At 47.6% G+C, this 22,503-nt stretch carries 18 protein-coding genes; 1 reads left to right on the top strand and 17 read right to left on the bottom strand.

The window, feature by feature from the left end; all coding sequences use genetic code 11:
- Positions 1-53: 53 nt before the first annotated feature.
- From AC5ELV_RS11960 to argC, 12 genes are all read right to left on the bottom strand, one after another.
- Positions 54-1,655, bottom strand: a complete 1,602-nt coding sequence (locus AC5ELV_RS11960; RefSeq protein ID WP_493430357.1) for an ArnT family glycosyltransferase — start codon at positions 1,653-1,655, stop codon at positions 54-56.
- The gene (locus tag AC5ELV_RS11955; protein ID WP_307351552.1) at positions 1,652-2,071 is read right to left on the bottom strand and encodes a GtrA family protein; all 420 of its coding nucleotides are present in this window, start codon (positions 2,069-2,071) and stop codon (positions 1,652-1,654) included. The genes AC5ELV_RS11960 and AC5ELV_RS11955 overlap by 4 nt, the downstream gene beginning before the upstream one ends.
- Positions 2,034-3,041, bottom strand: a complete 1,008-nt coding sequence (locus AC5ELV_RS11950) for a glycosyltransferase family 2 protein (protein WP_023990627.1) — start codon at positions 3,039-3,041, stop codon at positions 2,034-2,036. Before AC5ELV_RS11950 ends, AC5ELV_RS11955 begins: the two co-directional genes overlap by 38 nt.
- Positions 3,042-3,064: 23 nt before the next feature.
- Positions 3,065-5,524 carry a cyclic di-GMP-binding domain-containing protein, MshE-related gene (locus AC5ELV_RS11945; protein WP_493430356.1) on the bottom strand — a complete coding sequence of 820 codons (2,460 nt, stop codon included), beginning with the start codon at positions 5,522-5,524 and terminating at the stop codon, positions 3,065-3,067.
- Positions 5,517-5,768 (bottom strand): hypothetical protein, encoded by a 252-nt coding sequence (locus AC5ELV_RS11940; RefSeq protein ID WP_493430355.1) that lies wholly within the window; start codon positions 5,766-5,768, stop codon positions 5,517-5,519. Before AC5ELV_RS11940 ends, AC5ELV_RS11945 begins: the two co-directional genes overlap by 8 nt.
- A gap of 447 nt (positions 5,769-6,215) precedes the next feature.
- Complete coding sequence (gene argH, locus AC5ELV_RS11935; RefSeq protein ID WP_493430354.1) at positions 6,216-7,628, bottom strand: argininosuccinate lyase; 1,413 nt, start codon at positions 7,626-7,628, stop codon at positions 6,216-6,218.
- Positions 7,629-7,715: 87 nt separating this feature from the next.
- A complete protein-coding gene (locus AC5ELV_RS11930; protein ID WP_103047455.1) occupies positions 7,716-8,951 on the bottom strand; it encodes an argininosuccinate synthase in 1,236 nt (411 codons plus the stop codon).
- A 53-nt stretch (positions 8,952-9,004) separates the two neighbouring features.
- Complete coding sequence (gene argF / locus AC5ELV_RS11925; protein WP_493430353.1) at positions 9,005-9,961, bottom strand: ornithine carbamoyltransferase; 957 nt, start codon at positions 9,959-9,961, stop codon at positions 9,005-9,007.
- A gap of 48 nt (positions 9,962-10,009) precedes the next feature.
- A complete protein-coding gene (argD, locus tag AC5ELV_RS11920) occupies positions 10,010-11,272 on the bottom strand; it encodes an acetylornithine transaminase (protein ID WP_493430352.1) in 1,263 nt (420 codons plus the stop codon).
- 53 nt (positions 11,273-11,325) lie between these two features.
- Positions 11,326-12,165, bottom strand: coding sequence for an acetylglutamate kinase (gene argB, locus AC5ELV_RS11915; protein WP_493430351.1), 840 nt, complete (start codon positions 12,163-12,165; stop codon positions 11,326-11,328).
- A 118-nt stretch (positions 12,166-12,283) separates the two neighbouring features.
- Positions 12,284-13,510 (bottom strand): bifunctional glutamate N-acetyltransferase/amino-acid acetyltransferase ArgJ, encoded by a 1,227-nt coding sequence (gene argJ / locus AC5ELV_RS11910; RefSeq protein WP_493430350.1) that lies wholly within the window; start codon positions 13,508-13,510, stop codon positions 12,284-12,286.
- A 106-nt stretch (positions 13,511-13,616) separates the two neighbouring features.
- A complete protein-coding gene (gene argC / locus AC5ELV_RS11905) occupies positions 13,617-14,666 on the bottom strand; it encodes an N-acetyl-gamma-glutamyl-phosphate reductase (protein ID WP_493430349.1) in 1,050 nt (349 codons plus the stop codon).
- A 418-nt stretch (positions 14,667-15,084) separates the two neighbouring features.
- On the opposite strand from argC, the gene AC5ELV_RS11900 reads away from it, so the two are divergent.
- Entirely contained in the window at positions 15,085-15,999 is a 915-nt protein-coding gene (locus AC5ELV_RS11900) for an SMP-30/gluconolactonase/LRE family protein (RefSeq protein WP_493430348.1), read from the top strand.
- Positions 16,000-16,099: 100 nt separating this feature from the next.
- Here AC5ELV_RS11900 and AC5ELV_RS11895 read toward each other — a convergent pair whose 3' ends face one another.
- The 5 genes from AC5ELV_RS11895 to hpf all read right to left on the bottom strand — a co-directional run bounded on the left by AC5ELV_RS11895 (position 16,100) and on the right by hpf (position 22,149).
- A complete protein-coding gene (locus tag AC5ELV_RS11895; RefSeq protein ID WP_190299632.1) occupies positions 16,100-16,999 on the bottom strand; it encodes a YitT family protein in 900 nt (299 codons plus the stop codon).
- A gap of 97 nt (positions 17,000-17,096) precedes the next feature.
- A protein-coding gene (gene prfB, locus AC5ELV_RS11890) for a peptide chain release factor 2 (protein ID WP_103047450.1) occupies positions 17,097-18,210 on the bottom strand; the annotation gives its coding sequence in 2 pieces (ribosomal slippage) (positions 17,097-18,137 and positions 18,139-18,210; 1,113 coding nt in all).
- 152 nt (positions 18,211-18,362) lie between these two features.
- Positions 18,363-18,497, bottom strand: coding sequence for a hypothetical protein (locus AC5ELV_RS11885; protein ID WP_258012365.1), 135 nt, complete (start codon positions 18,495-18,497; stop codon positions 18,363-18,365).
- Between the two features lie 229 nt (positions 18,498-18,726).
- Complete coding sequence (gene secA / locus AC5ELV_RS11880; protein ID WP_493430347.1) at positions 18,727-21,177, bottom strand: preprotein translocase subunit SecA; 2,451 nt, start codon at positions 21,175-21,177, stop codon at positions 18,727-18,729.
- 411 nt (positions 21,178-21,588) lie between these two features.
- Entirely contained in the window at positions 21,589-22,149 is a 561-nt protein-coding gene (hpf, locus tag AC5ELV_RS11875; protein ID WP_013312261.1) for a ribosome hibernation-promoting factor, HPF/YfiA family, read from the bottom strand.
- Positions 22,150-22,503 lie beyond the last annotated feature (354 nt).

Here is a 22,503-nt window from a genome sequence, read left to right as displayed (position 1 = left end):
ACTCACCTACAGCTGTATTCTTACCTCCGCTACGATGCACTAAAATATAATAATTATTTCGATTCTTCATGCTCTATTTTGTACAGTCGCCACTGCCCGTCAAAGTCATGTACCAACGAGGCCCACGGCGCTCCCTTTTCGAACAAATCAGGATAGCTCCGGTTCACCTGATCCAGCGGTACCCCATCCACCACGCGCGTGACCAAGACATAATCCACCTTGGAAGCAGGCAGATCCATTAAAGATTCCCCAAAATCAAAATCACTCGTAATCATAAACTTCTTCGGAATTTTGCTGCTCAAAATGATCGGATAGGCGGCATAAGAATCTGTCAAAATGAGAGATGAACCATAATGCTCATCCAGCCACGGCGCTATTTTCCGCTCAATAATTTGACGTTCGTAGCTTTCATTGCCACTATGCGTCAAATAGCTGTGCTCATCTGCTGCAATCGCGGGGTTCGTCAGTGCGTAGGATAACAATCCTGCTGTTACCAACATTCCTGCTGTTACCAGAGAGATTCCGATCCCCCTCATTTTTCCCTTCAATAAACTTAGCTCATACGGCAACCAGGCAACCGTAATCGGGAATACATACATAAAATATCGGAACCATCCAAAAGAAGACTGCTTGAGCATCAGCAAAAGCTGAAGTCCTGGCACCGATAAAAAAATGGCCAATAGCGTTAACGTGCTCCAACTCAACAGACGTTTGTCCAATAGTCGTATAAGCAAAATGGCAATCAACGGAGCAGCATACCATAAGGTTCGTTGCCCGATGAACTTTAGCATCAGCATAGGGTGGGCAAACATTGCCACAAAGCGTTGATCCTCCAACAAAGCCGCTGATTGTGTGGAATTGGAATATTGCGAGCGTAAAAAGTAAAGTGGGTCGCCCATGATAATCCAGTTAAAAAAGAGCCACAGTAGACCGGAAAAGACAAGTGGCAACAACAATAGAAGCCATGTCGCTTCCACCTTGTACAAGCGCTCTTTTAAAGACAATTCCGTTCTAACCATCTCTCTGTTTGTACGCCATCGATGCAGAAAAAAGACCGTCAGTAATACACCCAAAGCCATCGCAACGCCCAGTGGGACCGCTTCATAGCGTACCCAAAAAGCCAGTGCAAGCGCAAAACCGGATACGATCAAATTCGCCGCCTTGCGATCCTTCAACCACATACAAAATCGACTCACTGTCAACAGGATGAAAAAGATGTATGGCGAGTCACTTAAGCCGTTGAAGCCAAACAGAAACATAAATGGATTCAGTGAAAATAATAGCGCAATCAGCAAGCTGGTTGCACCGTGAAGCCCCAACTGTTTGCCTGTCCCGTACAATAATGCCGCGCTCGCCCCTGCAAACAGGCTGCTCACAATCACTGCCGCCAGCCCGTGGGAAGCGAGTACCGGAAATAAAGGATAAAACAACAGCACAATCAGCTCCATCAAACTGGGCAGCGGATTCCATACAAACCCGATAGCACCCAAGTGTGGATCACGACTGTATAGCACATAAAATGCATTAGCCACTCGACTGAGCGCATCGGTATGCATATAGCCAAGATGCCATGCAAAATACACACCCACGGCCAGTTCAAGAGCAGTAATACAAGCAAACATTGATAGCAATTTTCCGTGTTTTCTTAAAATCATGAAACCTCTTTCTGACGCTGTTGCGGAACGGAGAAGATCCAGTAGCGGTTCCAGAAATAATTATGAACAGGCACGATGATGGTAGTTAGTACTTCACCGATCAGATACGACCAACCGATCCAGTGAATGGTCACGTACATCAGAGCGGCATTTAAGAGCAAGCCACAGGTACAGACCAATAAATATTTAAGAAACTGGGTGCGGCTTCCCTCGCCGGTAGGCTCGAACGTCCAGTTTCGGTTCAGCACATAGGAGACGAGTAGCGTAACCACAAATCCTATTGTAGTAGCTGTTACTGCTGGTACCGCAAACAGCTCCACCAGCAGCACAAGTACACCAACATGGATACCTGTACCCAGCAGTCCCACAATACCGTATTTAATGATTGGATACTTTAGATATGAACGTCTGATCATGTTGATTAAACTCCCTGTCCACCCACAATCGGTCAGCATTCGCCCGTTTATCTGCTATCAGATAGCGAGGTCTAGCTTTGACTTCGTGATATATGGCGGCAATATATTCTCCTACCACTCCAATCGACAGCATAAGTACACTGCCAATAATCAAGAGCAGCAAAATGACAGTGGTAAAACCGGTCACAGCATCACCCGTTAATTTGCGCATTAAGGTCTGAATCCCCAATACGACTGAAATCAGCATAAAAATGAGACCCATCAGACTTACTACCCGCAACGGTACTGTCGAAAACGAAACGATCGCTTCTGCTGCCAGTCGAGTCAGCCCTAACGGACTCCAGCGGCTTGGCCCCTCTTCGCGTGGAGCCACCCGGAATGAAATCTGGGTTTTACGGAAACCGAGCCAAGCCGTCATCCCGCGAAAAAACGGCATACGCTCTGGCATCGCCATCCAGGCATCCACCACTCGTCGATCCAGTAGCTTATAATCGGAGGCATCCTTGAGATTAAAGCCTGTCAAGCGGTTCAAGGTCGCGTAGAACAAAGAAGCTCCGAGCTTTTTGCCCACCGACTCTTCTCCCCGAAATTCTTTCACACATTCGACCAAATCATAACCTTCATTTTGCCATAAACGTACCATTTCCCCAATCATCTCAGGAGGATGCTGCAAATCACCGTCCATGACAATGATTGCATCGCCAGAGGCATTTTCCAGACCTGCGCACAACGCCAGCTCCTTACCGAAATTCCGACTCAGCCGGAGCGCGAGCAAAGAGGGCATACGACGGGACAATTCGGACAGCTTAAGCCACGTATCGTCTTTGGACCCATCATCTACAATGATGAGTTCATAGCGTGAGGTGACAACAGACAGTACCCCATCAATCACCTTAAGTGAACGCTCGAGATGCGAGCTTTCATTATACATGGGAATGACGACAGATAAAAAAGGTGTTTTTGTCTCCATGCTTGCTCCTTCTTTCTTCATATTCAAGATGACTGTGCCGGAGCATCGTCCAAGTCGTGCATATCGGTCAGACCATGCGTCGTCTTCTCCCAATAGAACGGCTTGGTAATGAGCTGCCAAGCTGCTTTCACCGCAGCTATACTCATAAGTACCCAATATAACGGCGAGAGTAGCCCATATTTGACCATCGCGTATGAAAATGTCCGTTCACCGCGCTCTTCCAGCTCTCCGATGACCCAATACATTCCGGCCACATTGCTGAATACGAACAGAAAGTTACCGATATAAAACTCCGCGCTGGCCAGGTAATACACATACCCCGGGAACAGCTTGGGAATAAAGGACAATTCCCAGCCAAACCATAAAATAAGCAAGCCCCAAAAAATCGGATTCAGCAACGGCAACATCGGAGTTGCCAAAATCATCACCTGAAAGCCGAAAAAGCCTTTCCAGCCCACTTCGCGCACCAGCTTCACCGGATTGCGCATATGAACCAGCCATGTCTGCATATACCCCTTAATCCAGCGTGACCGCTGACGAATCCAGTTGCCCACGCGGCTGTTAGCTTCCTCCCATGTGCGGGAATCGACAATAGCAGTTTTGTAGCCGCCTTTATACAGACGTATGCCCAGATCGGCATCCTCGGTTACATTATAGGGGTCCCACGCATTGATGTCTTTCAATACAGATACCCGAAAATGATTGGATGTGCCACCTAAAGGAATTGGGGTATCTAACTGCATAATACCCGGCAGCAGTAGCTCGAACCACATACTGTATTCTTGAGTGAACCAGCGGGTCAGCAAATTTTGTGTACTATTAAAGTAGTTGAGCTTCGCTTGAATACACGCATAATGCTCAGGAAGTGAATCAAACGCTGCAATGACCTTTTTAAGCTGATCAGCGTCGGGACGATCCTCAGCATCGTAAATCACGACAAACTCGCCACGTGCCCGAATCAGTCCATAATTACATGCCTTCGGCTTGGTTTTCGGCAAACCGTCTGGAACGACCAGTGTCGTGTAATAGGCCGGCAGCTTCATTTCCCGAAGTAGCTCGATCGTCTCAATGTCATCCTCTTCAATCAGCAGCCGCACGTCCAGCTTGGACTTGGGATAATCCAGCTGCTCCAAATTTCGCAACAACATCGGAAGCACGCCCGCTTCCTTATACATAGGTACAAGAATGGTATAGATCGGCAGTTTCTTTTCATCCATGGCGTCAACCTCTTCCTTCGTAAAACGAAGCTGCGCCCCACGCCGGGAACCAAGATAAATAATGCCAAATTTAAATAGCGTCATCGCAAAATAAAACAGCTGAATCATCATATTGATGATCAACACCGTTTTCCAACTGTTCCACAAGAGACCGAGCAGTGTAATCATACCCATGGCTGCGAACACCCAAAGTTGTCCCTTTGTAAAAGTCGTCCGCGCCGAATTGTGCGGTTCTTTTTCCAACAGCCCGGTCGTGCTCTCCTGCATCATTTCTTCACCGTAGATTTTACCCCAGAGCTGCTCCATCTCTTCTTTCGTGGCAAGCACTTGCTCTACCGGCATACCCAGAATTTCCTCCAGCTTCAAGCGCCGCTCTTCTGGCAGCGGATCGCTGACCGCCACAATATATCGGTTCATATATTGATGGATGACGACCACGCCATAAGCCATTGCCACTTGCTCGGGTAGTTTGTACGCCGCATCCAGCGCGAGCTCCTCACCAATACGCCCGATTCGATTCTGTGTAGCAATCGCGCGGTACAAATCCGCAGGTTCCAGCATTTGCAATGATAGCAAGATGTCGCCCAGCAGCCCGCCGCTCTTCGCCTGGAACTCCAGTGCACGCTCCAGTTGTTCCGGTAATATATAGCCGGAACGAACCAGCATATCGCCTAGGCGCTCCTTGGACTCGTCGGCTCCAACCTGTTCCTGTAGCTGCTCGGCTGTAATGAAACCCATCTCTACTAGAATATCGCCGAGCCTGCCACCGTAACGCTTCTGGTTGCGGATGGCATCTGTCAGCTGATCGCGGGTGATCATCCCGTTCTCCACCAGTTGATCCCCCAGACGGGCCTTGCCGTTTCGGCCGCTCCGCGTTCCTGTTGGGGCCTCTTCGCCTTCCGTACCAGGGATACTGGAAGCAGTACCCATAGCAGCTCCTGCTGCTGTCTGTTCCTGCCCAGATGCATATTGGACTTGAGCCTCCTGCACCTGTCCATCCTGTATCCCTTCATCCAGCAATTGTTCCACAGCTGCTGCTGTATCATTGGCGTTCTGTATAGCCTGGATACGAAGTTCTGTATCCTGAAGTCGCCGTTCCAACTCTTCGATATGAAAATCAAGCTTGTACAGCACCGGAGCCTGCTCTGACCGCTGAGCCTCTAGCTGTTGTTGCAGTTGTTCGATTCGCTGACGCTCTTCTTTTATTCTTCTCTTGGTTTGGCGAATTGAAACTCCTCCAACCTGCCACCTAAGCTTGTCACCCATGGATTCCCGCCCTTTCAATCCAGCGCCGCTCTTTCGCGAGCGCATCCGCAAGCAGCTGCTTTAACTCCGCATCCCGCTGCTTTTTCCGTTCCAGCGCTGCGTGGAAAAGTTCCCGCTCCTCACGCAGTAACTCCTCCGCTTGCACCCGTTCCTCATGCAATGAAGATATCAGTTGATCGGCTTCAGAAGCGCGATAACCGATCCAAGCGCTCTTTAACTGACGCGCCGTCCTTTTAGTTCTCATAATACCTCCCTGGATCATCCCGACTCTGCCTTCTGCTACGTCGCTACTTTAAAGCATTTACATGCCGTTCTCCTAAAACCAGGACATACCTCTGTTCTCATTCAAGCCCTTCATTTACACATTTATGAAATTCACTTGACCAAAAGAGCCCCTAGTAACTTGACATTTATTTATTGAATGTAGTTCTTGTCCTATTGAATTGGTAATTCAATGAAAAACTTAGTGCTATTCTACCATAATCATCGCAGACGTAGTATACAAAAATGTAAATACTAGAAACTTTCACACTAGTGTAGTAATAGGTATTTAGAACTATAAATTATTACCCCAAAAAGCACAAAAGACACCGCGAACGGTGCCTTAGAATCTTAGATTGCTAATTCCTTAAAATTTGATTTTACACAGCATCCCGCTACTGTGCAAGAGAATAATATCTTTCTTTACTGATTAATTTTTTGACTTGTGCCCTTCAAACCATGTTGAGGTATTCGCCAGGAGCTGTTCACTGCGCCCAATGGCTGCCTGTACTTGACCGGTAGCGGTTCCACCATATACATTCCGTGCATTCACTACCGCTTCTGGTTGAAGTACTTCATAGATACGATCATCAAACAGATCCGAAAACTGCTGAAATTCGTCCAGTGTCAGATCAAGCAAGTATTTTCCATGCTGGATGCAATACAGTACGGTTTTGCCAATGACCTCATGCGCCTGACGGAACGGAAGCCCTTTGCCGACCAAGAAGTCCGCAATATCCGTTGCATTGGAGAAGTCCTGGTTAACCGCTTGACGCATGCGATCCTTGTTCACCTTCATCGTGGCAATCATCGGTGCGAACAGTTGCAAGGCTCCTTCCAGCGTGGCAACGGTATCGAACATCCCTTCCTTGTCCTCCTGCATGTCCTTGTTGTATGCCAGCGGCAAGGATTTCAATACAGTCAACAAGCCCACGAGGTTTCCATAGACACGTCCGGTTTTACCTCGTACCAGCTCCGGTACGTCCGGATTTTTCTTCTGCGGCATAATGCTGCTGCCTGTGCAAAAAGCATCATCCAGCTCGATAAAACCAAACTCCGTGCTGCTCCATAGCACCAACTCTTCGCTCAGACGAGACAAATGCGTCATAATCAGCGAGGCGCCAGCCAGGAACTCCACGATAAAATCGCGGTCGCTGACGGCATCGAGGCTATTTTCATATACGCCATCAAATCCCAGTTGCTCGGCTACAAAATGACGGTCGATCGGAAAAGTGGTCCCGGCCAAAGCGCCAGCGCCGAGCGGCAATACGTTAATCCGCTTATAGCTGTCTTTGAGTCGGTCAATATCACGCTCCAGCATAGACACATACGCCAGCAAATGATGTGCAAATAAAATAGGCTGCGCACGCTGCAAGTGTGTGTATCCAGGTACAATCGTGTCCAGATTATCCTTTGCCTGGCCGATTAATGCAGCTTGTACGTCATGCAGCATACCCACCAGCGATACCACACGTCCGCGCAAGTACAAGTGCATATCCGTTGCTACCTGATCGTTACGGCTGCGCCCAGTGTGTAGCTTACCCCCGACCGGACCAATGGCCTCGATTAGATTTTTTTCAATATTCATGTGAATATCCTCATCCGAAACGGAAAATTCAATTTCCCCACGGCGGATACGCTCCAGGACCGTGTGCAGTCCTTCCTTGATCGTGTCTGCATCCTCCTGCGGAATAATTCCGCATTTTCCCAGCATGGCCACATGAGCCAAACTGCCTTGAATATCTTCTTCCGCCAACGCCTGATCAAACCCGATAGAAGCCGTATATTCCTCTACCAGCTTGTTCGTTTGCTTCGTAAACCGTCCGCCCCATAGCTTACTCATTGCATGATCCCCTCTCTGCAATACAAGCCGCCCTCGTCGTTTGGACAAGAACGGCCCGCATCCCGTACATTTTTTTAGGTTACATCATTATTTATGATTTTGTGTTACACCCGCGTTGACCTTCAAACGCAAAGCATTCAAGCGGATAAAGCCTGTTGCATCGCCTTGATCGTAGGCTTGTGTCGGATCGGCTTCCATGGTCGCAATGTCCGGGTTGTACAAGCTAACCGGACTTTTAACGCCTGCGCCGATAATGTTGCCTTTGTACAGCTTCACGCGTACGGTACCACTGACATTTTTCTGACTCTCATGAACCAGAGCCTGTAAAGCGACACGTTCCGGTGCGAACCAGAAACCGTTGTAAACCAAGGTAGCATAACGAGTAATCAGACTATCACGCAGATTCATAACCTCGCGATCCATCGTGATAGATTCCATTTTACGGTGAGCTGTGAACAGGATCGTACCGCCCGGCGTCTCATAGACTCCCCGACTTTTCATGCCGACAAAACGGTTTTCTACCATATCCACGCGTCCGATACCATGCTTGCCGCCCAGCTCATTCAGTTTTTCCATCACTTGCAATGGAGTTAGCTGTTCACCGTTCAAAGCGACGCAGTTACCTGCTTCAAATTCCAACTCCAAATATTCTGCTTCATCTGGAGCGTCCTCAGGCGCGTTGCTGAGCAAGAACATTTCTTTATTTTCAGGAGCACTTGGATCAAACCAAGGGTCCTCCAGCACGCCGCTTTCATAGCTGATATGCAGCAGATTACGGTCCATGGAGTATGGTTTGGCTGCAGAAGCAGTTACCGGAATGTCGTGTTTTTCCGCATAGGCAATCATTTCTGCACGGCCCGGGAACTGATTGCGGAACTCTTCCAGCCGCCAAGGTGCGATCACCTTGATATCCGGCGTCAACGCCGCCGCGTTCAGCTCGAAGCGTACCTGATCGTTACCTTTGCCTGTTGCCCCGTGAGCAATGGCTGTTGCTCCCTCGGCAATCGCAATATCGACCATCCGCTTAGCGATTAATGGACGTGCAATACTCGTTCCGAGCAAATATTGTCCTTCATATAAAGCGCCCGCCTGAAACATCGGATAGATAAAGTCCTTGGCGAATTCATCACGCAGATCATCAATGTACACTTTGGAAGCTCCCGTAGCGAGTGCTTTTTCCTCCAAACCGTCCAGTTCTTCTTTTTGACCAATATCTGCGGTGAAAGCAATGATTTCAGCATCATAAGTTTCTTTAAGCCATTTCAGAATAACCGACGTATCCAGACCGCCGGAATATGCGAGTACGATTTTTTCTTTTGCCATTGTTGAAGTCCTCCCCGAATGCTTCTAGCCTTTATCTTCTTTACCTATTAATCTTATGCCATTAAAGCAACTAACAGCGCTTTTTGCGCATGCAGACGATTCTCCGCTTCATCAAAGATGACCGAATTCGGACCATCGATTACACCTGCGCTCACTTCTTCCCCACGATGCGCAGGGAGACAATGCAGGAATAAATAATCCGGCTTCGCCAGCTTGACCAACTCCTCATTCACCTGGAAGTCAGCAAAAGCAAGCTCCCGCTCCTTCTGCTCTTCCTCAAACCCCATGCTCGCCCACACATCTGTGTAGATCGCATCCGCATCTAGTACTGCTTCCTGCGGACTTTGGGTTATAACGATCTCACTACCTGTCTGTTTGGCAATTTCACGGGAAGCTGCGACCACACTCGGGTCTGGCTCGTATCCAGCTGGACTTGCAATGGACACATGCACTCCAAGCTTCGCTCCCCCAATCAAGAGAGAATGAGCCATATTGTTACCGTCTCCGATGTAAGCCAATTTGAGCCCTTTTAGCTTACCCTTTTGCTCATACAAGGTTTGATAATCAGCTAGCACTTGGCACGGATGCGCCAAATCACTCAATCCATTGATCACAGGAACGGATGCATAACGTGCCAACTCTACCACATTATCGTGCCCAAAGGTACGAATCATAATGCCATCCAGATAACGTGACATGACTTGGGCCATGTCGCTAATCGGTTCGCCGCGTCCCAGTTGAATGTCATTTTTGCTGAGGAAAAGGGCATGCCCGCCCAATTGATACATACCGACCTCGAAAGATACCCGTGTACGTGTAGAGGATTTTTCGAAAATTAGTCCGAGCGTTTTCCCTTTTAGTGGCTGATAGGTTTCCCCGTTTTTGTGCTTACGCTTAATTTCAATGGCGAGATCAATTAAATACTGGATTTCCTCTGGCGAGTAATCATCCAGCTCCAGGAAGTCCCGTCCTTTCAAATTCATCTGCTGCAGTGCGCCGCTCTGGCTCATGCTATCGTCTCCTTTTACACTCTAGTCTAGGATGATTTGACCTTTACACTAAGCCACATGCTCCCGAATCAATTCAGCAATCAAGGTTACAGCCTGATCTATTTCGTCTTTCGTTACATACAAGTTAGGCAACAGGCGAATCACGTTCGGTCCTGCTGTAATGAACAGAATGCCCTTCTTCTGTCCTGCCAAAACAAGCTCCGCTACCGGTTCTGCACACTCAATGCCGACCATCAGACCTTTTCCACGGATATCCTTTACAAAAGGACTATCTCCAAGCTGCTTTTTCAGACTATGGAAGAGGTAATCTCCCATCTCAGCTGCACGTTCTGGCAGTTTGTCATCAATAATCGTTTCAATAGTAGCTTGAACTGCTGCCATAGCAAGTGGCGTACCTCCAAAGGTAGAACCATGACTGCCCGCTGTGAACGCTTCACGCAAATATCCTTTGCCTAGCATCGCACCCACAGAGAAACCACTGCCCAGTCCTTTCGCCAATGTAAAGATATCCGGCTCTATACCATAATGCTCAAAGGAAAACAGTTTGCCCGTCCGTCCCATACCTGTTTGTACCTCGTCAATGATCAGCAGCAAACCATGCTCACGGCACAGCTTTGTAATCACATCTACGAAAGCAGGATCTACCGGATACATGCCGCCTTCGGCCTGCACCATTTCCAGCATAATTGCCGCCGTATGCTCACTGATGGCTGCTTCAAGCGCTGTCTGGTCATGAAGCGGAACACTTTTGAACCCGGCAGGAAGCGGTAAAAATCCCTCTTTAACTTTGTCCTGACCCGTAGCGGTCAAGGTTGCCAGCGTCCGTCCATGAAAGGATTGCGTGAACGTAATGATTTCGTAGCGACCGGTCTGCTTTACCTTCTGGTGGTAACGACGCGCCAGCTTAATTGCAGCTTCGTTCGCTTCGGCCCCGCTGTTGCAGAAGAACACGGCATCTGCGCTGCTATGGGCTGTCAGCAAGGCAGCTGCCCGTTCCTGCCCCGGTATATGAAATAGATTGGATACATGCCACAACTCATCGATCTGTTTTTTCAATCGTTCAGCTACTGCTTGAGGCGCATGGCCCAGATTAGTAACGGCGATGCCTGACATGAAATCCAGATAACGCTTGCCCTGATCATCCCACAGCCAGCTTCCTTGTCCTTTCACCAGTGTAAGCGGGTATCTTGCGTAGTTTGGAAAAAGAGAGCTATCTGCCTGAGCTTTTGCCGATCCCTTTTCCGTTTGCACTCCGTTTCCATCCGTACTTGGCATTTCCTCGCTCACCAGCGTATTCGGTTCCTTACTCATTATGTTCACGCTCCTTTATCGTTTGGTTATATAGGTCGAGCTGTATATTGCAATTACTGCATACGCACGATGCGTGTTCCAATCGATTCTCCGCCCAACACACGGCTTAGTACCTGCGGTTCGCTACCGTTCACAATGATGACTTCCTTCACTTTGCCGTGGATACAGGCAATAGCCGCTCTCACTTTCGGGATCATACCCCCATAGATTTCACCTGTGCTGATCATATCCTCAATTTCCTGTACGGTGATAGAGTCCAGCACTTTCTTTTCTCCGCCGTACTTCTTCAATATGCCTGGTACATCTGTAACGACGATCATCCGACTGACCCCCAGATGAGAGGCTACCGCACCCGCCGCTGTATCCGCATTAATGTTGTAACGCTGACCAGATCGATCAATCCCGATGGGTGCAATCACAGGCATATAGTTCATATTTAGTACACCTGTAATAATCGAGGCTTGAACGGATGTTACCTCTCCGACCCAACCGACCTCAGCAGCATTCGACACAGGCTTGGCTTCGATTAAATAACCATCACTGCCTGACAACCCCAACGCTCGGCCCCCATGCAGCCCTATTCTACGTACAATCCGCTTGTTAATGCTACCCGCCAGTACCATCTCCACGACATCCAGCACGGGTTCGGTCGTTTTGCGTAATCCATGAATGAACTCTGTTTCGATCCCCAGCTTCGCCAAGTTGTCGGAGATCGCAGGGCCACCGCCATGTACAATGACAGGTTGAAGACCTTCCGACTGCAAACGCGCCAAATCTTCAAAAAAGGAATCAGGTAACGCAGCCAGCGTACTTCCTCCGCATTTCATCACAAAATTACGACGTGCCACTCCCGCATGATTCGCTTGATCCGCGTGTTCCACTGCCGATTGCATATCATCTCTCCTTTTCTTCTCTGCATATCCGTGCAATTTTTAAATGATGCTGGACTTACATCCGCTCTTTGCTTCTACTAACTACTATCCTTATTCAATCCGTATTTTATTCTGTTATCTATGTCCGATAAGCAGCGTTAATCCGCACATAATCATAGGTTAGGTCACAGCCCCATGCTGTAGCGGTTCCGTCCCCGTGATGCAAATCAACAATAATTTGTACCGTATCTCCCCGCAAATAGGCTAGCGCCTCTTCTTCGTCAAAGGCGACCGGACTCGATTGGCTTAGCACAACAATATCACCCAAGCGAATATCTACCGTATCTGGATTAACCGGCTCTCCGGCACGCCCTACGGCCGCAATAATCCGTCCCCAATTCGCATCTGCTCCGAAAACGGCCGACTTGACCAGACTGGACCCAACCACCGTCTTGGCTATCGCTTGAGCGGACGCATCGTTAACCGCTCCGCTTACAGACACCTCTACCAGCTTCGTAGCACCCTCTCCATCGCGAGCAATTGCCTTCGCCAGCTCTCGGCAGATGTGAGTGAACGCCTCGGCAAAAGCGTCCCAATCGGGATGCCCTACGTGCAGCTCACGATTGCCTGCCAGCCCACTTGCCATAGCAATCAGCATATCGTTCGTGCTCGTATCTCCATCCACCGTAATCATATTAAAGCTGGTATCCGTTGCCTGTTTTAATAGTTGATGAAGCGCCGTCTGTCCGATCGCTGCATCACAAGTCATAAAAGCGAGCATTGTTGCCATATTCGGATGTATCATGCCTGATCCCTTGGCCGCCCCGGCGATGTGTACGGTCACACCGTCCACCTCAACCGCTACACACGCTTCCTTTTTAACCAAATCTGTTGTCAGAATGGCTTGGGTAAATTGCTCCGCTCCATCGTTTGCCCCGTTCATACGGTCAGGTAAGGAGGATATACCGCCAAGCACACAATCCATTTTCAAATGCTCGCCAATCACGCCCGTCGAGGCGACGGCTACATTGCTCTCCGCAACACCCAGTTCACGAGCCGCAGCCGAACGCATAGCGTAGGCATCCTGCTCTCCTTGTTGTCCCGTGCAAGCATTGGCGTTCCCGCTGTTCACCACTACTGCCTGCAATCGACCATCTGCCAAGCTCTCACGGGTCACCTTCAGCGGTGCAGCTTGAAACACATTGGTGGTATACACCGCCGCAGCTGTCGCCTCTACCTCACAGCGAATCGCGCCGATATCGTTGCGGTTCGTATTCTTCAATCCACAGTGCAATCCCCCGGCTGTAAAGCCATGCGGAGTTACGATGTTACCCCCGTTTACTACTGTAAACTCTACTTTGCCCATAATTATGTGCCCTCGTTCGCAACATATTCGATGAATGACAGCTGTTTGTATTCAAAATTTCCGCTCGCTGCCGTTTTCCGTATCCATGTTGACAGTTACTTGCTACTTACGGATATACCGGTATGAAGCCTAGCCCGAGGTTCTCCTCCCATCCCATCATCAAATTTAAATTCTGAATCGCCTGCCCAGCGGCACCCTTCACAACATTATCAATGACAGAAATAATCGTAAGACGCCCGGTCCGGGCATCTGCTGCAAAACCGATGTCACAGTAATTCGAACCCATTACTTCCTTCGTTGCTGGCCATATACCTTCGCCACGTACACGGACAAAAGGATGGCCTTTATAATAATCCCGGTATAACCCGATAAGATCCTGCTCTGTATGGTTACCCTTCAGCGTGACATAAATTGTACTCATAATTCCTCGGGTCATGGGGACAAGTTGTGTCGTAAACGTAATCGTAACATCCTCGCCCACTACATCACCCAGTACCTGTTCGATCTCAGGGATATGCTGGTGCTTATTCACCTTATAAGCCTTAAAATTCTCGTTCATTTCCGCATAATGCGAAACAAGACTTGTTCCCCTACCCGAGCCGGATACACCGGATTTGGCATCCACAATCAGCGACCGATGGTCAATCCAATCCGCTTTCAGCGCAGGAATAATCCCCAGCAATGTTGCGGTCGGATAACAACCTGGATTAGAAATAAAAGGAACGCCCGCCAGCTTTTCTGCATACACCTCGCTGAGTCCGTATACCGCTTGCTTGAGATACTCGGGTGAAGCCGCAGGCTTTTTATACCATGCTTCATACGTTTCCCCGCTTCGAAGCCTGAAGTCCCCGGAAAGGTCAATGACCTTCAGTCCGACATCAAGAAGCTGCGGCACTAACTTGGTACTAACGCCCGATGGCGTAGCAGTGAAAACCAGATCGGCCTTGGCAGCAATTTCGTGGACATCGACACCGTCCAAATCCTGCACCACAATGTCTGTCAGATGTGGAAACCCGTCACTGATTGGGACACCCGCGCTTGACGAAGAAATAACAGATACAATCTCTACTTGCGGATGATGAACCAAAAAACGAATCAGCTCCACCCCGCCATACCCGGTGGAACCGACAATTGCCACTTTTAACTTGCTGCTCACAGACCTTCCTCCATTCCGTTCCTATGAAATATGTATTATTATACGACTCTATTCATATAAATACAACACCTCATGTCATGTTATTCCTCTAAATTTAAAATATGCGCTCTTGCCTATTTCTTTTGACGGACAAGCTGTACGCGCTATAATTAAGGAAATAATAAATAGACAGAGAGCCTCTTGAATACAGTCTGCCGTTTTGCATAAAAAAAGGGGGGGATATTCCCTTTAAATTATCTCATATATTGGTATTCACCTCGATTGGCCGTTTGCTGCACTTTATGAACTTGTTGAACATGAATGGAGTACACATAGCAGTACACACAAGAGAAAATCGCATGGGCTGCATCTTGTGAATCTGCGCAGAAGAGCCGCTGGAGCAGGTAATTGGGGTCGAAAATAAACCTAAACGTTAGGGGTGTTACACATCGAAACATATACAGCGAATATCGTTATAGATGCAAAAGCAAAGTTAGGCGAGGGTCCCAGCTGGGATCAGCAGTTTCAACGATTATTTTGGGTCGATATTGAAGGTTTTCAATTGCATATCTATGATCCTTCTACGTGCACAGATCGTACAATAGAGGTTGGTGAACATATTGGTGCAGTTGTACCTTATCTCAAAAATAAAGTGATCGTAGCGCTGATTAGCGGTCTATATTGTTTGGATATTGAGACAGGGGCCAAAGTATTAATTCATGATCCTGAGGAAGGTAGACTAGGTAATCGTTTTAATGATGGAAAATGCGATCCTGCCGGACGTTTTTTAGCAGGAACCATGAGTCTAAATGGCGAACATGCGCAAGGAGCATTGTATAGTCTGAGTACAAAAGGCGATGTCTCCTTACTGGTTGATAAAGCTTCCATATCTAATGGATTAGCCTGGAGCGCAGATCATCGTACAATGTATTACATTGATACTCCAACATTGGAGGTCGTCTCCTTCGATTACGATGTGGTACAAGGAACTATTAGGAATAAGCAACTGGTGGCTAGATTGGATGAAAGTGAAGGGTATCCAGATGGCATGACCATCGATGCTGAGGGCATGTTGTGGGTCGCGCGCTGGGGTGGTAAACGTGTCTCCCGTATCCATCCTGCTCATGGAGAAGTGATTGCTGAGGTGTCGCTCCCTGTCAATTGTGTGACTTCGTGCGCTTTTGGCGGTGAACAACTGGATGAGTTATATATTACAACTGCTCAAGATGACGACAGTGCCGATCAACCATTAGCAGGCGGCCTATTTATGGTCAAAACAGGGGTAAAAGGAACGCCAACCTCGTATTTTAATCAAGGACAACCTGCAAATTGGCTTGAACGATTAGTAAAATGAATCTAGTAAAGCCATTCTGAAGAGAGAAGAGCCTACTATATTAGTGGGCTCTCCTGCATTGATTCAGTTAAGAGCAAGTCTCCAGACATGCCACTTTGTTTCAGCTTTCCTTCTTAAACCCTTCACCCAATACCTCACGTGTATTACTAATAATCACAAAAGCTTCCGGGTCTACCAAGCGGACGAGCGTTTTAAGGCGAGTTACCTCGTTTTGTCCGACTACAACCATAAGCACAGGACGTTCTTCGTTCGTGTAACCGCCCCGTCCCGCCAGTTCTGTCAATCCTCGGTCCAAATCCTGTAAAATAGCCTGCGTGATCGTTTCTTTCTGATTGGATATGATGTAAGCCACTTTGGAGTAGCTCAATCCCATTTCTACGGCATCAATGACCTTGCCAGTTACAAACAAGCCAATCAACGCATACAGCGCACGTTCCGGCGAGAGGGTGAAACCAGCCAGTGTAATCACCGTGCCGTCCATCAACATGACACAGAGAGAAAGACTAAAACCCGTATACTTTTGAATAATCTGCGCCAAAATAGCCAGTCCACCCGTCGAGCCCCTGCCCCGAAATACGGTGCCCAAACCCAAACCCACTCCGATTCCACCATATAGTGAAGCCAGCAACGGATTTGTTGTCGGTACTGCCCAGTCCTTCGTCACATAAACGAATAGTGGCAGCATAATACTTCCCAGTAAAGAACGCAAACCGTATTTTTTCCCTAACAGTAGGACCCCTGCTATAAATAACGGAATATTCATTCCCCACTGCGTATAGGCTGGTTCTAGGCCAAACAGGTCCTCACCCAAGATAGATAAGCCCGATACCCCCCCGGATGCAATCCGGTTTGGGAGCAAGAACATGTTAAAGGTCAGCGCTGTAATGAAAGAGCCGAGTATAATCAGCAAAATATCGGTCACATTGCGTGCAGGTCCACTGGCGGCAATCAGAGGCTTGCGCCGTCTTCGACGGGCAGCGGGAGGATTCAATTGAGGCATTATTCGTGTTCTCCTTTAGTTAAAAAATACCGTTACACAAAAATTCCTACAGTCCGCAGGCACATGGTCTGCTGACTGTAGGAAAACGTACAGGCTATTATTCTGCGTCCAGCTTAATTTGGCTGCGCAGGTAACCATCGATGAACGGATCAAGATCGCCATCCATGACAGCTCCTACGTTACCAGTTTCCACGCTAGTACGGTGATCCTTAACCATGCTGTATGGATGGAACACGTAGGAGCGAATTTGGCTGCCCCATGCAATATCGGACTGTTCTCCGCGGATTTCGTCCAAGTGCTGACGCTGCTCTTCGATCTTACGCTCATAGAGCTTGGAACGGAGCATCGTCATGGCACGCTCTCGGTTCTTGATCTGGGAACGTTCATTTTGACAAGTCACGACAATACCGGAAGGTAAATGCGTAATCCGAACGGCTGAATCGGTCGTATTAATATGCTGACCGCCCGCACCACTGGCCCGGTACGTATCAATTTTAAGATCTTCCGTGCGGATCTCAACGTCCACATCATCCGCAATTTCCGGCACCACATCACAGGATACGAACGATGTATGGCGACGGCCGGAGGAATCAAATGGAGAGATACGAACAAGCCGATGCACGCCTTTCTCCGCTTTTAAATAGCCGTAGGCATTATAACCTTTGATCAATAGTGTTACGCTCTTAATCCCTGCTTCATCACCCGCTAGATAATCCAGAGTCTCTACCTTAAAGCCCCGTTTTTCAGCCCAGCGCGTATACATCCGTAGCAACATTTGCCCCCAGTCTTGGGACTCAGTTCCGCCTGCCCCCGGATGCAACTCCAGAATGGCATTAAGTTTGTCATACGGCTGATTCAAAAGCAATTGCAATTCAAACTCTTGAAGCTTGCTCAGCAGTGAAGTGACACTGTTCTCAATCTCTCCAGCCAGTGTTTCATCACCTTCCTCATCAGCCAGCTCAGCCATCATACCGGCGTCTTCATATTCCTGACGAAGCTGTTCATAGCTGTCTACTGATGACTTAACAGCGTTCATTTCTGCAATTACACCTTGAGCCTTATCATTATCATCCCAAAAGTCAGGTGCAGCCATCTTCACTTCAAAGTTTGCGATCATTTCCTGTTTGAGATCTAAGTCAAAGAGACCCCCTAAGGTTTGTTAGTTTCTTGCCTATTTCTCGCAAATCATGCTTTACACTTGGATCAATCATGATGTCATTCTCCTTTTAATATATGGTTAGGGGGAGTGAAAGCGTTGTGAGTTACGGCTGGGTGAGGAGACGCTGCGCGAATGATTTGATCTTATGATCGCTGTTGCAGCGAGATGCCCTTGATTGGATTAACACATTCAAAGGTGGGCATCTCACTGCAAAGGCGAACGCTGACGCTTCTCCAGATTCAAATCCTCCGCTTCGCTACCAACCGCCGTAAAGTCAAACGACTTATAGATAATCGGCTCAGGTATGTGAGCCGAGTCAAGAGCTGAATTAACTGACAAACAAGCAGATCCCTGCTTGTTTGTCATAATTGTTTAAAAAGAATTGAGAGCAATTAACCATCCATCGATATCAAACCGATCCTCCAACAAAAACACTATAAGTTGAACACATCAGTGTCACCCCTGTATGGCACAAAATGGCCGACGGTCAGTGGTTGAACTGCCGCCTGCCATTATATGCACTGCAGGGAATAGTGTATCTCAAGACCTCTCCCTTAATTTCAATCCGTTATTTTCTACGCGGACGCGAAGGAGCGGATTTCTTTTTAGGAGCCGCGGGTTCGCCACTCGTCGAGATTTTGTCTTCGTCGATGACAGCCTGACGCTCTTGATTGGATTCAATTTGTGCTTTCATGATGTATGTCGCCACTTCCTCTTGGATGCTAGCAATCATAGCATGGAACATTTCGAAGCCTTCAAATTGATATTCGCGCAGCGGATCGGTACCGCCGTAAGCACGCAAGTGAATACCTTGACGCAATTGATCCATCGCATCAATATGGTCCATCCATTTGCTATCAACTGCACGCAGTACGATAACTTTCTCGAACTCGCGTACCATATCTTCGCCAATCATTTCTTCACGGCTGTGGTATCTGTTGGTAACTTTTTCGAAGATCATATCCACGATCTCCTCTTTTTCCTTGCCCCACAGGTCGTCACGCGTAAGTGTATTTTCCTCAAGCAGGTTGTTGTTCACATACTCTGCTACTTCTTCAAGCTCCCAGTTTTCAGGAATGTCATCGCCGCAATGAGCTTCCACCACACGCTCAATGACAGGCTTGATCATGTCAAACACAATTTCCTTGATGTTCTCTGATTCCAGCACCTCACGGCGTTGCTTGTAAATAATAGCACGCTGCTGGTTCATTACATCATCATACTGGAGAACGACTTTACGCTGATCAAAGTTGTTGCCTTCGACGCGTTTTTGAGCTGACTCGATAGCACGTGTAATCATACGGCTCTCGATAGGTTGGTCTTCCTCGAAGCCCAAACGCTCCATCATATTCAGTACGTTGTCCGCACCAAAACGCTTCATTAACTCATCACCCAGCGATAAGTAAAATTGCGTAGAGCCCGGATCCCCCTGACGTCCTGCACGTCCGCGAAGCTGATTATCAATACGACGGGATTCATGACGTTCTGTACCGATGATGTGCAAACCACCGAGTTCTGATACGCCTTCCCCCAGTACGATGTCAGTACCGCGTCCAGCCATGTTGGTAGCGATGGTAACTGCGCCAGCTTCACCTGCACGGGAAATAATCTCAGCTTCCTCAGCATGATACTTGGCGTTAAGCACTTTGTGACGAACGCCTTTGCGTTTCAGCATTTCAGAAAGAAGCTCCGAGTTTTCAATAGAAACCGTACCTACTAATATCGGCTGGTTCTTTTTGTTACGCTCCAGGATTTCATCTACCACGGCATGGAATTTGCCTTTCACGCTCTTGTATACTACGTCAGGCATATCTACACGCTGGTTAGCGCGATTCGTCGGAATTTGGAGCACTTCCAGACCATATATTTTCTTGAATTCTTCCTCTTCTGTTTTAGCTGTACCCGTCATACCCGCCAATTTGCGGTACATACGGAAATAGTTCTGGAATGTAATCGTCGCTAGCGTCATACTTTCATTTTGTACAATGATGTTTTCCTTCGCTTCAATGGCTTGATGCAGACCATCACTATAACGGCGTCCAGCCATCAGACGACCTGTAAACTCATCGACAATCAGAACCTCACCATCAGCTACGACATAATCCACATCCAAACGCATAATAGCGTTAGCCTTCAATGCCTGTACAATGTGATGATTGATTGTAACACTTTCCTGATCGTACAAGTTTTCGAGACCAAAGAAATTTTCAGCTTTGGATACGCCATTTTCGGTCAAAGCAACCGACTTCACCTTAATATCCAGCGTGTAATCTTCTTCAACATTCAGGCTCTTCACAAAACGGTCGGCCGCGAAATACAACTCTGTTGATTTCTGAGCTTGTCCTGAAATAATCAATGGTGTACGGGCTTCATCGACGAGAATGGAATCCACTTCATCGATGATACAGAAGTACAACGGACGTTGTACCATCTGCTCTTTGTAAAGCACCATGTTATCGCGCAGATAATCGAACCCGAACTCGTTGTTTGTACCATACGTGATGTCACAAGCATAGGCTGCCTGTTTGGCGGCATGATCCATATTGGCCAAATTCAGCCCTACGGACATTCCCAGGAAGTTATAAATCTGTCCCATTTCTCCGCTGTCACGTTGCGCCAAATAGTCATTGACCGTAACCACGTGCACGCCTTTGCCCAACAGAGCATTCAAATAAACCGGCAGTGTTCCTACCAGTGTTTTACCTTCACCGGTTTTCATCTCGGCAATTTTACCTTCATGCAGCGCAATACCGCCGAGCATCTGTACGTCATAATGACGTTTACCCAGCACCCGCTTGGACGCTTCGCGAACAGTTGCAAAAGCTTCCGGCAAAATTTCTTCAGCCGTAGTCCCTTGTTCGACCCGAGCTTTAAATTCTGCCGTCTTCGCTTGCAACTCCTCATCCGAGAGCTTTTCGAAATCCGGCTCTATCTTATTGATCAGTTCAACCGTCTTCATTAAACGCTTGACGTCACGTTCATTGGTATCTCCGAAGATTTTCTTAACAATTCCTAGCATGGTTTACCCCTTTCGCGCAAAACAATTAATAGAATCAATTTCACAATAAGAAAGGGTCCATGATGAAATTGATTCCCGATATGTTTGACAGGCCCGGCTGTACCAGCCCATCGTGCGATGTTCTTTGCATAAATTGTAACAGTTTGTAGGACATGCCGCAACACAAGCAGCCTCCGGATTTGCATCCGGTTAAAGATACCAAAACAATTGACGCACGAAATACACAACTTGGTAACGCTTATCGAAGTTGAAATTTCCTTACATTTACAAAAAAACATATAAAAGAGCCCTATCCCGCCAGGTTCGCAAGGATAAGGCTCGTGTTGTTTTCATTTTCCTAATATCCATGAAGCATGCTTCAATCTAAATCATTCTATTCATTTTAAAATGTGAAAAGTTCCTACTTACAGGCTATTCCCGTTCGATCAGACCGTATTTACCATCATTGCGCTTGTAAACTACGTTAACTTCTTCGTTGTCTATATTGGAAAATACAAAGAAGTTATGTCCAACCATGTTCATTTGAAGAATAGCTTCTTCCACATCCATAGGTTTCAATAAGAAACGCTTGGTGCGGACGACTTCCAGCTCATCCAGTTCTACATCCTCATCTTCAGCAACAGCCACGCCACCTGCCGGATCTTCCACAAAAAGGGTTTTCAAACTGCCTTCCTGACGGAATTTACGGTTTAGCTTGGTTTTGTGCTTGCGAATTTGCCGTTCAAGCTTGTCTACCACGGCATCAATGGATGCATACATGTCATCGCTCTCGTCTTCGGCACGGAGTACAAGCCCCGGCAAAGGAATGGTTACTTCTACAGTGTGCAAATCTCTGGTTGTGCTTAACGTTACACTTCCATCAGACGTCGGGGGTGCATCGAAATACTTTTCAAGTCTGCTGAATTTCTTATCAACGTAGTCCTTCAAAGCGTCGGTAACCTCGATCTGTTGACCTCGTACTGTTAAGTTCATAGGGCACGCCTCCTTTGCCCCTTCAGTATAGCACATATGTTAACGCCAAGTAAAAAAAGAGAGCAACATTTCGAAGCTATTTTACAAAATTCTTCTTTTTTCGCTAAAACGCTTCCGATAACGTCATTCTTTGAAAATAAGTATGTTTAAAATCGACTTGCATACATATGTGAATAATGAGTGCATATATAAATATTGCCCCGCTGACGTCTTGACAAACACCTATTTTGGGCTTCATGCTAAGCGATTTTATCGAAAAAGGGGGTGTTCTTTTCCCGCTGGATCAGGTACATGGGCTTGTGCGGTATGCAAGGCTTGGCTATAACGCAGGCAATTTATACGAAAGGATTATTA

The sequence above is a fragment of the Paenibacillus sp. NMA1017 genome, assembly GCF_058895805.1.
Note: the sequence above shows the minus strand (reverse complement) of the source record. Positions and strands in the feature narration are given on the sequence as shown.

What these genes read in the sequence shown, in the direction of transcription:
- AC5ELV_RS11940 (WP_493430355.1), bottom strand. Translation starts at nt 5,768, where the DNA reads ATGAGAACTAAAAGGACGGCGCGTCAGTTAAAGAGCGCTTGGATCGGT.
- hpf (WP_013312261.1), bottom strand. Translation starts at nt 22,149, where the DNA reads ATGAACTTAACAGTACGAGGTCAACAGATCGAGGTTACCGACGCTTTG.
- AC5ELV_RS11945 (WP_493430356.1), bottom strand. Translation starts at nt 5,524, where the DNA reads ATGGGTGACAAGCTTAGGTGGCAGGTTGGAGGAGTTTCAATTCGCCAA.
- AC5ELV_RS11950 (WP_023990627.1), bottom strand. Translation starts at nt 3,041, where the DNA reads ATGGAGACAAAAACACCTTTTTTATCTGTCGTCATTCCCATGTATAAT.
- argH (WP_493430354.1), bottom strand. Translation starts at nt 7,628, where the DNA reads ATGAGTAAGCTATGGGGCGGACGGTTTACGAAGCAAACGAACAAGCTG.
- AC5ELV_RS11895 (WP_190299632.1), bottom strand. Translation starts at nt 16,999, where the DNA reads ATGCCTCAATTGAATCCTCCCGCTGCCCGTCGAAGACGGCGCAAGCCT.
- AC5ELV_RS11955 (WP_307351552.1), bottom strand. Translation starts at nt 2,071, where the DNA reads ATGATCAGACGTTCATATCTAAAGTATCCAATCATTAAATACGGTATT.
- argJ (WP_493430350.1), bottom strand. Translation starts at nt 13,510, where the DNA reads ATGGGCAAAGTAGAGTTTACAGTAGTAAACGGGGGTAACATCGTAACT.
- secA (WP_493430347.1), bottom strand. Translation starts at nt 21,177, where the DNA reads ATGCTAGGAATTGTTAAGAAAATCTTCGGAGATACCAATGAACGTGAC.
- argD (WP_493430352.1), bottom strand. Translation starts at nt 11,272, where the DNA reads ATGAGTAAGGAACCGAATACGCTGGTGAGCGAGGAAATGCCAAGTACG.
- argB (WP_493430351.1), bottom strand. Translation starts at nt 12,165, where the DNA reads ATGCAATCGGCAGTGGAACACGCGGATCAAGCGAATCATGCGGGAGTG.
- AC5ELV_RS11930 (WP_103047455.1), bottom strand. Translation starts at nt 8,951, where the DNA reads ATGGCAAAAGAAAAAATCGTACTCGCATATTCCGGCGGTCTGGATACG.
- argF (WP_493430353.1), bottom strand. Translation starts at nt 9,961, where the DNA reads ATGAGCCAGAGCGGCGCACTGCAGCAGATGAATTTGAAAGGACGGGAC.
- AC5ELV_RS11960 (WP_493430357.1), bottom strand. Translation starts at nt 1,655, where the DNA reads ATGATTTTAAGAAAACACGGAAAATTGCTATCAATGTTTGCTTGTATT.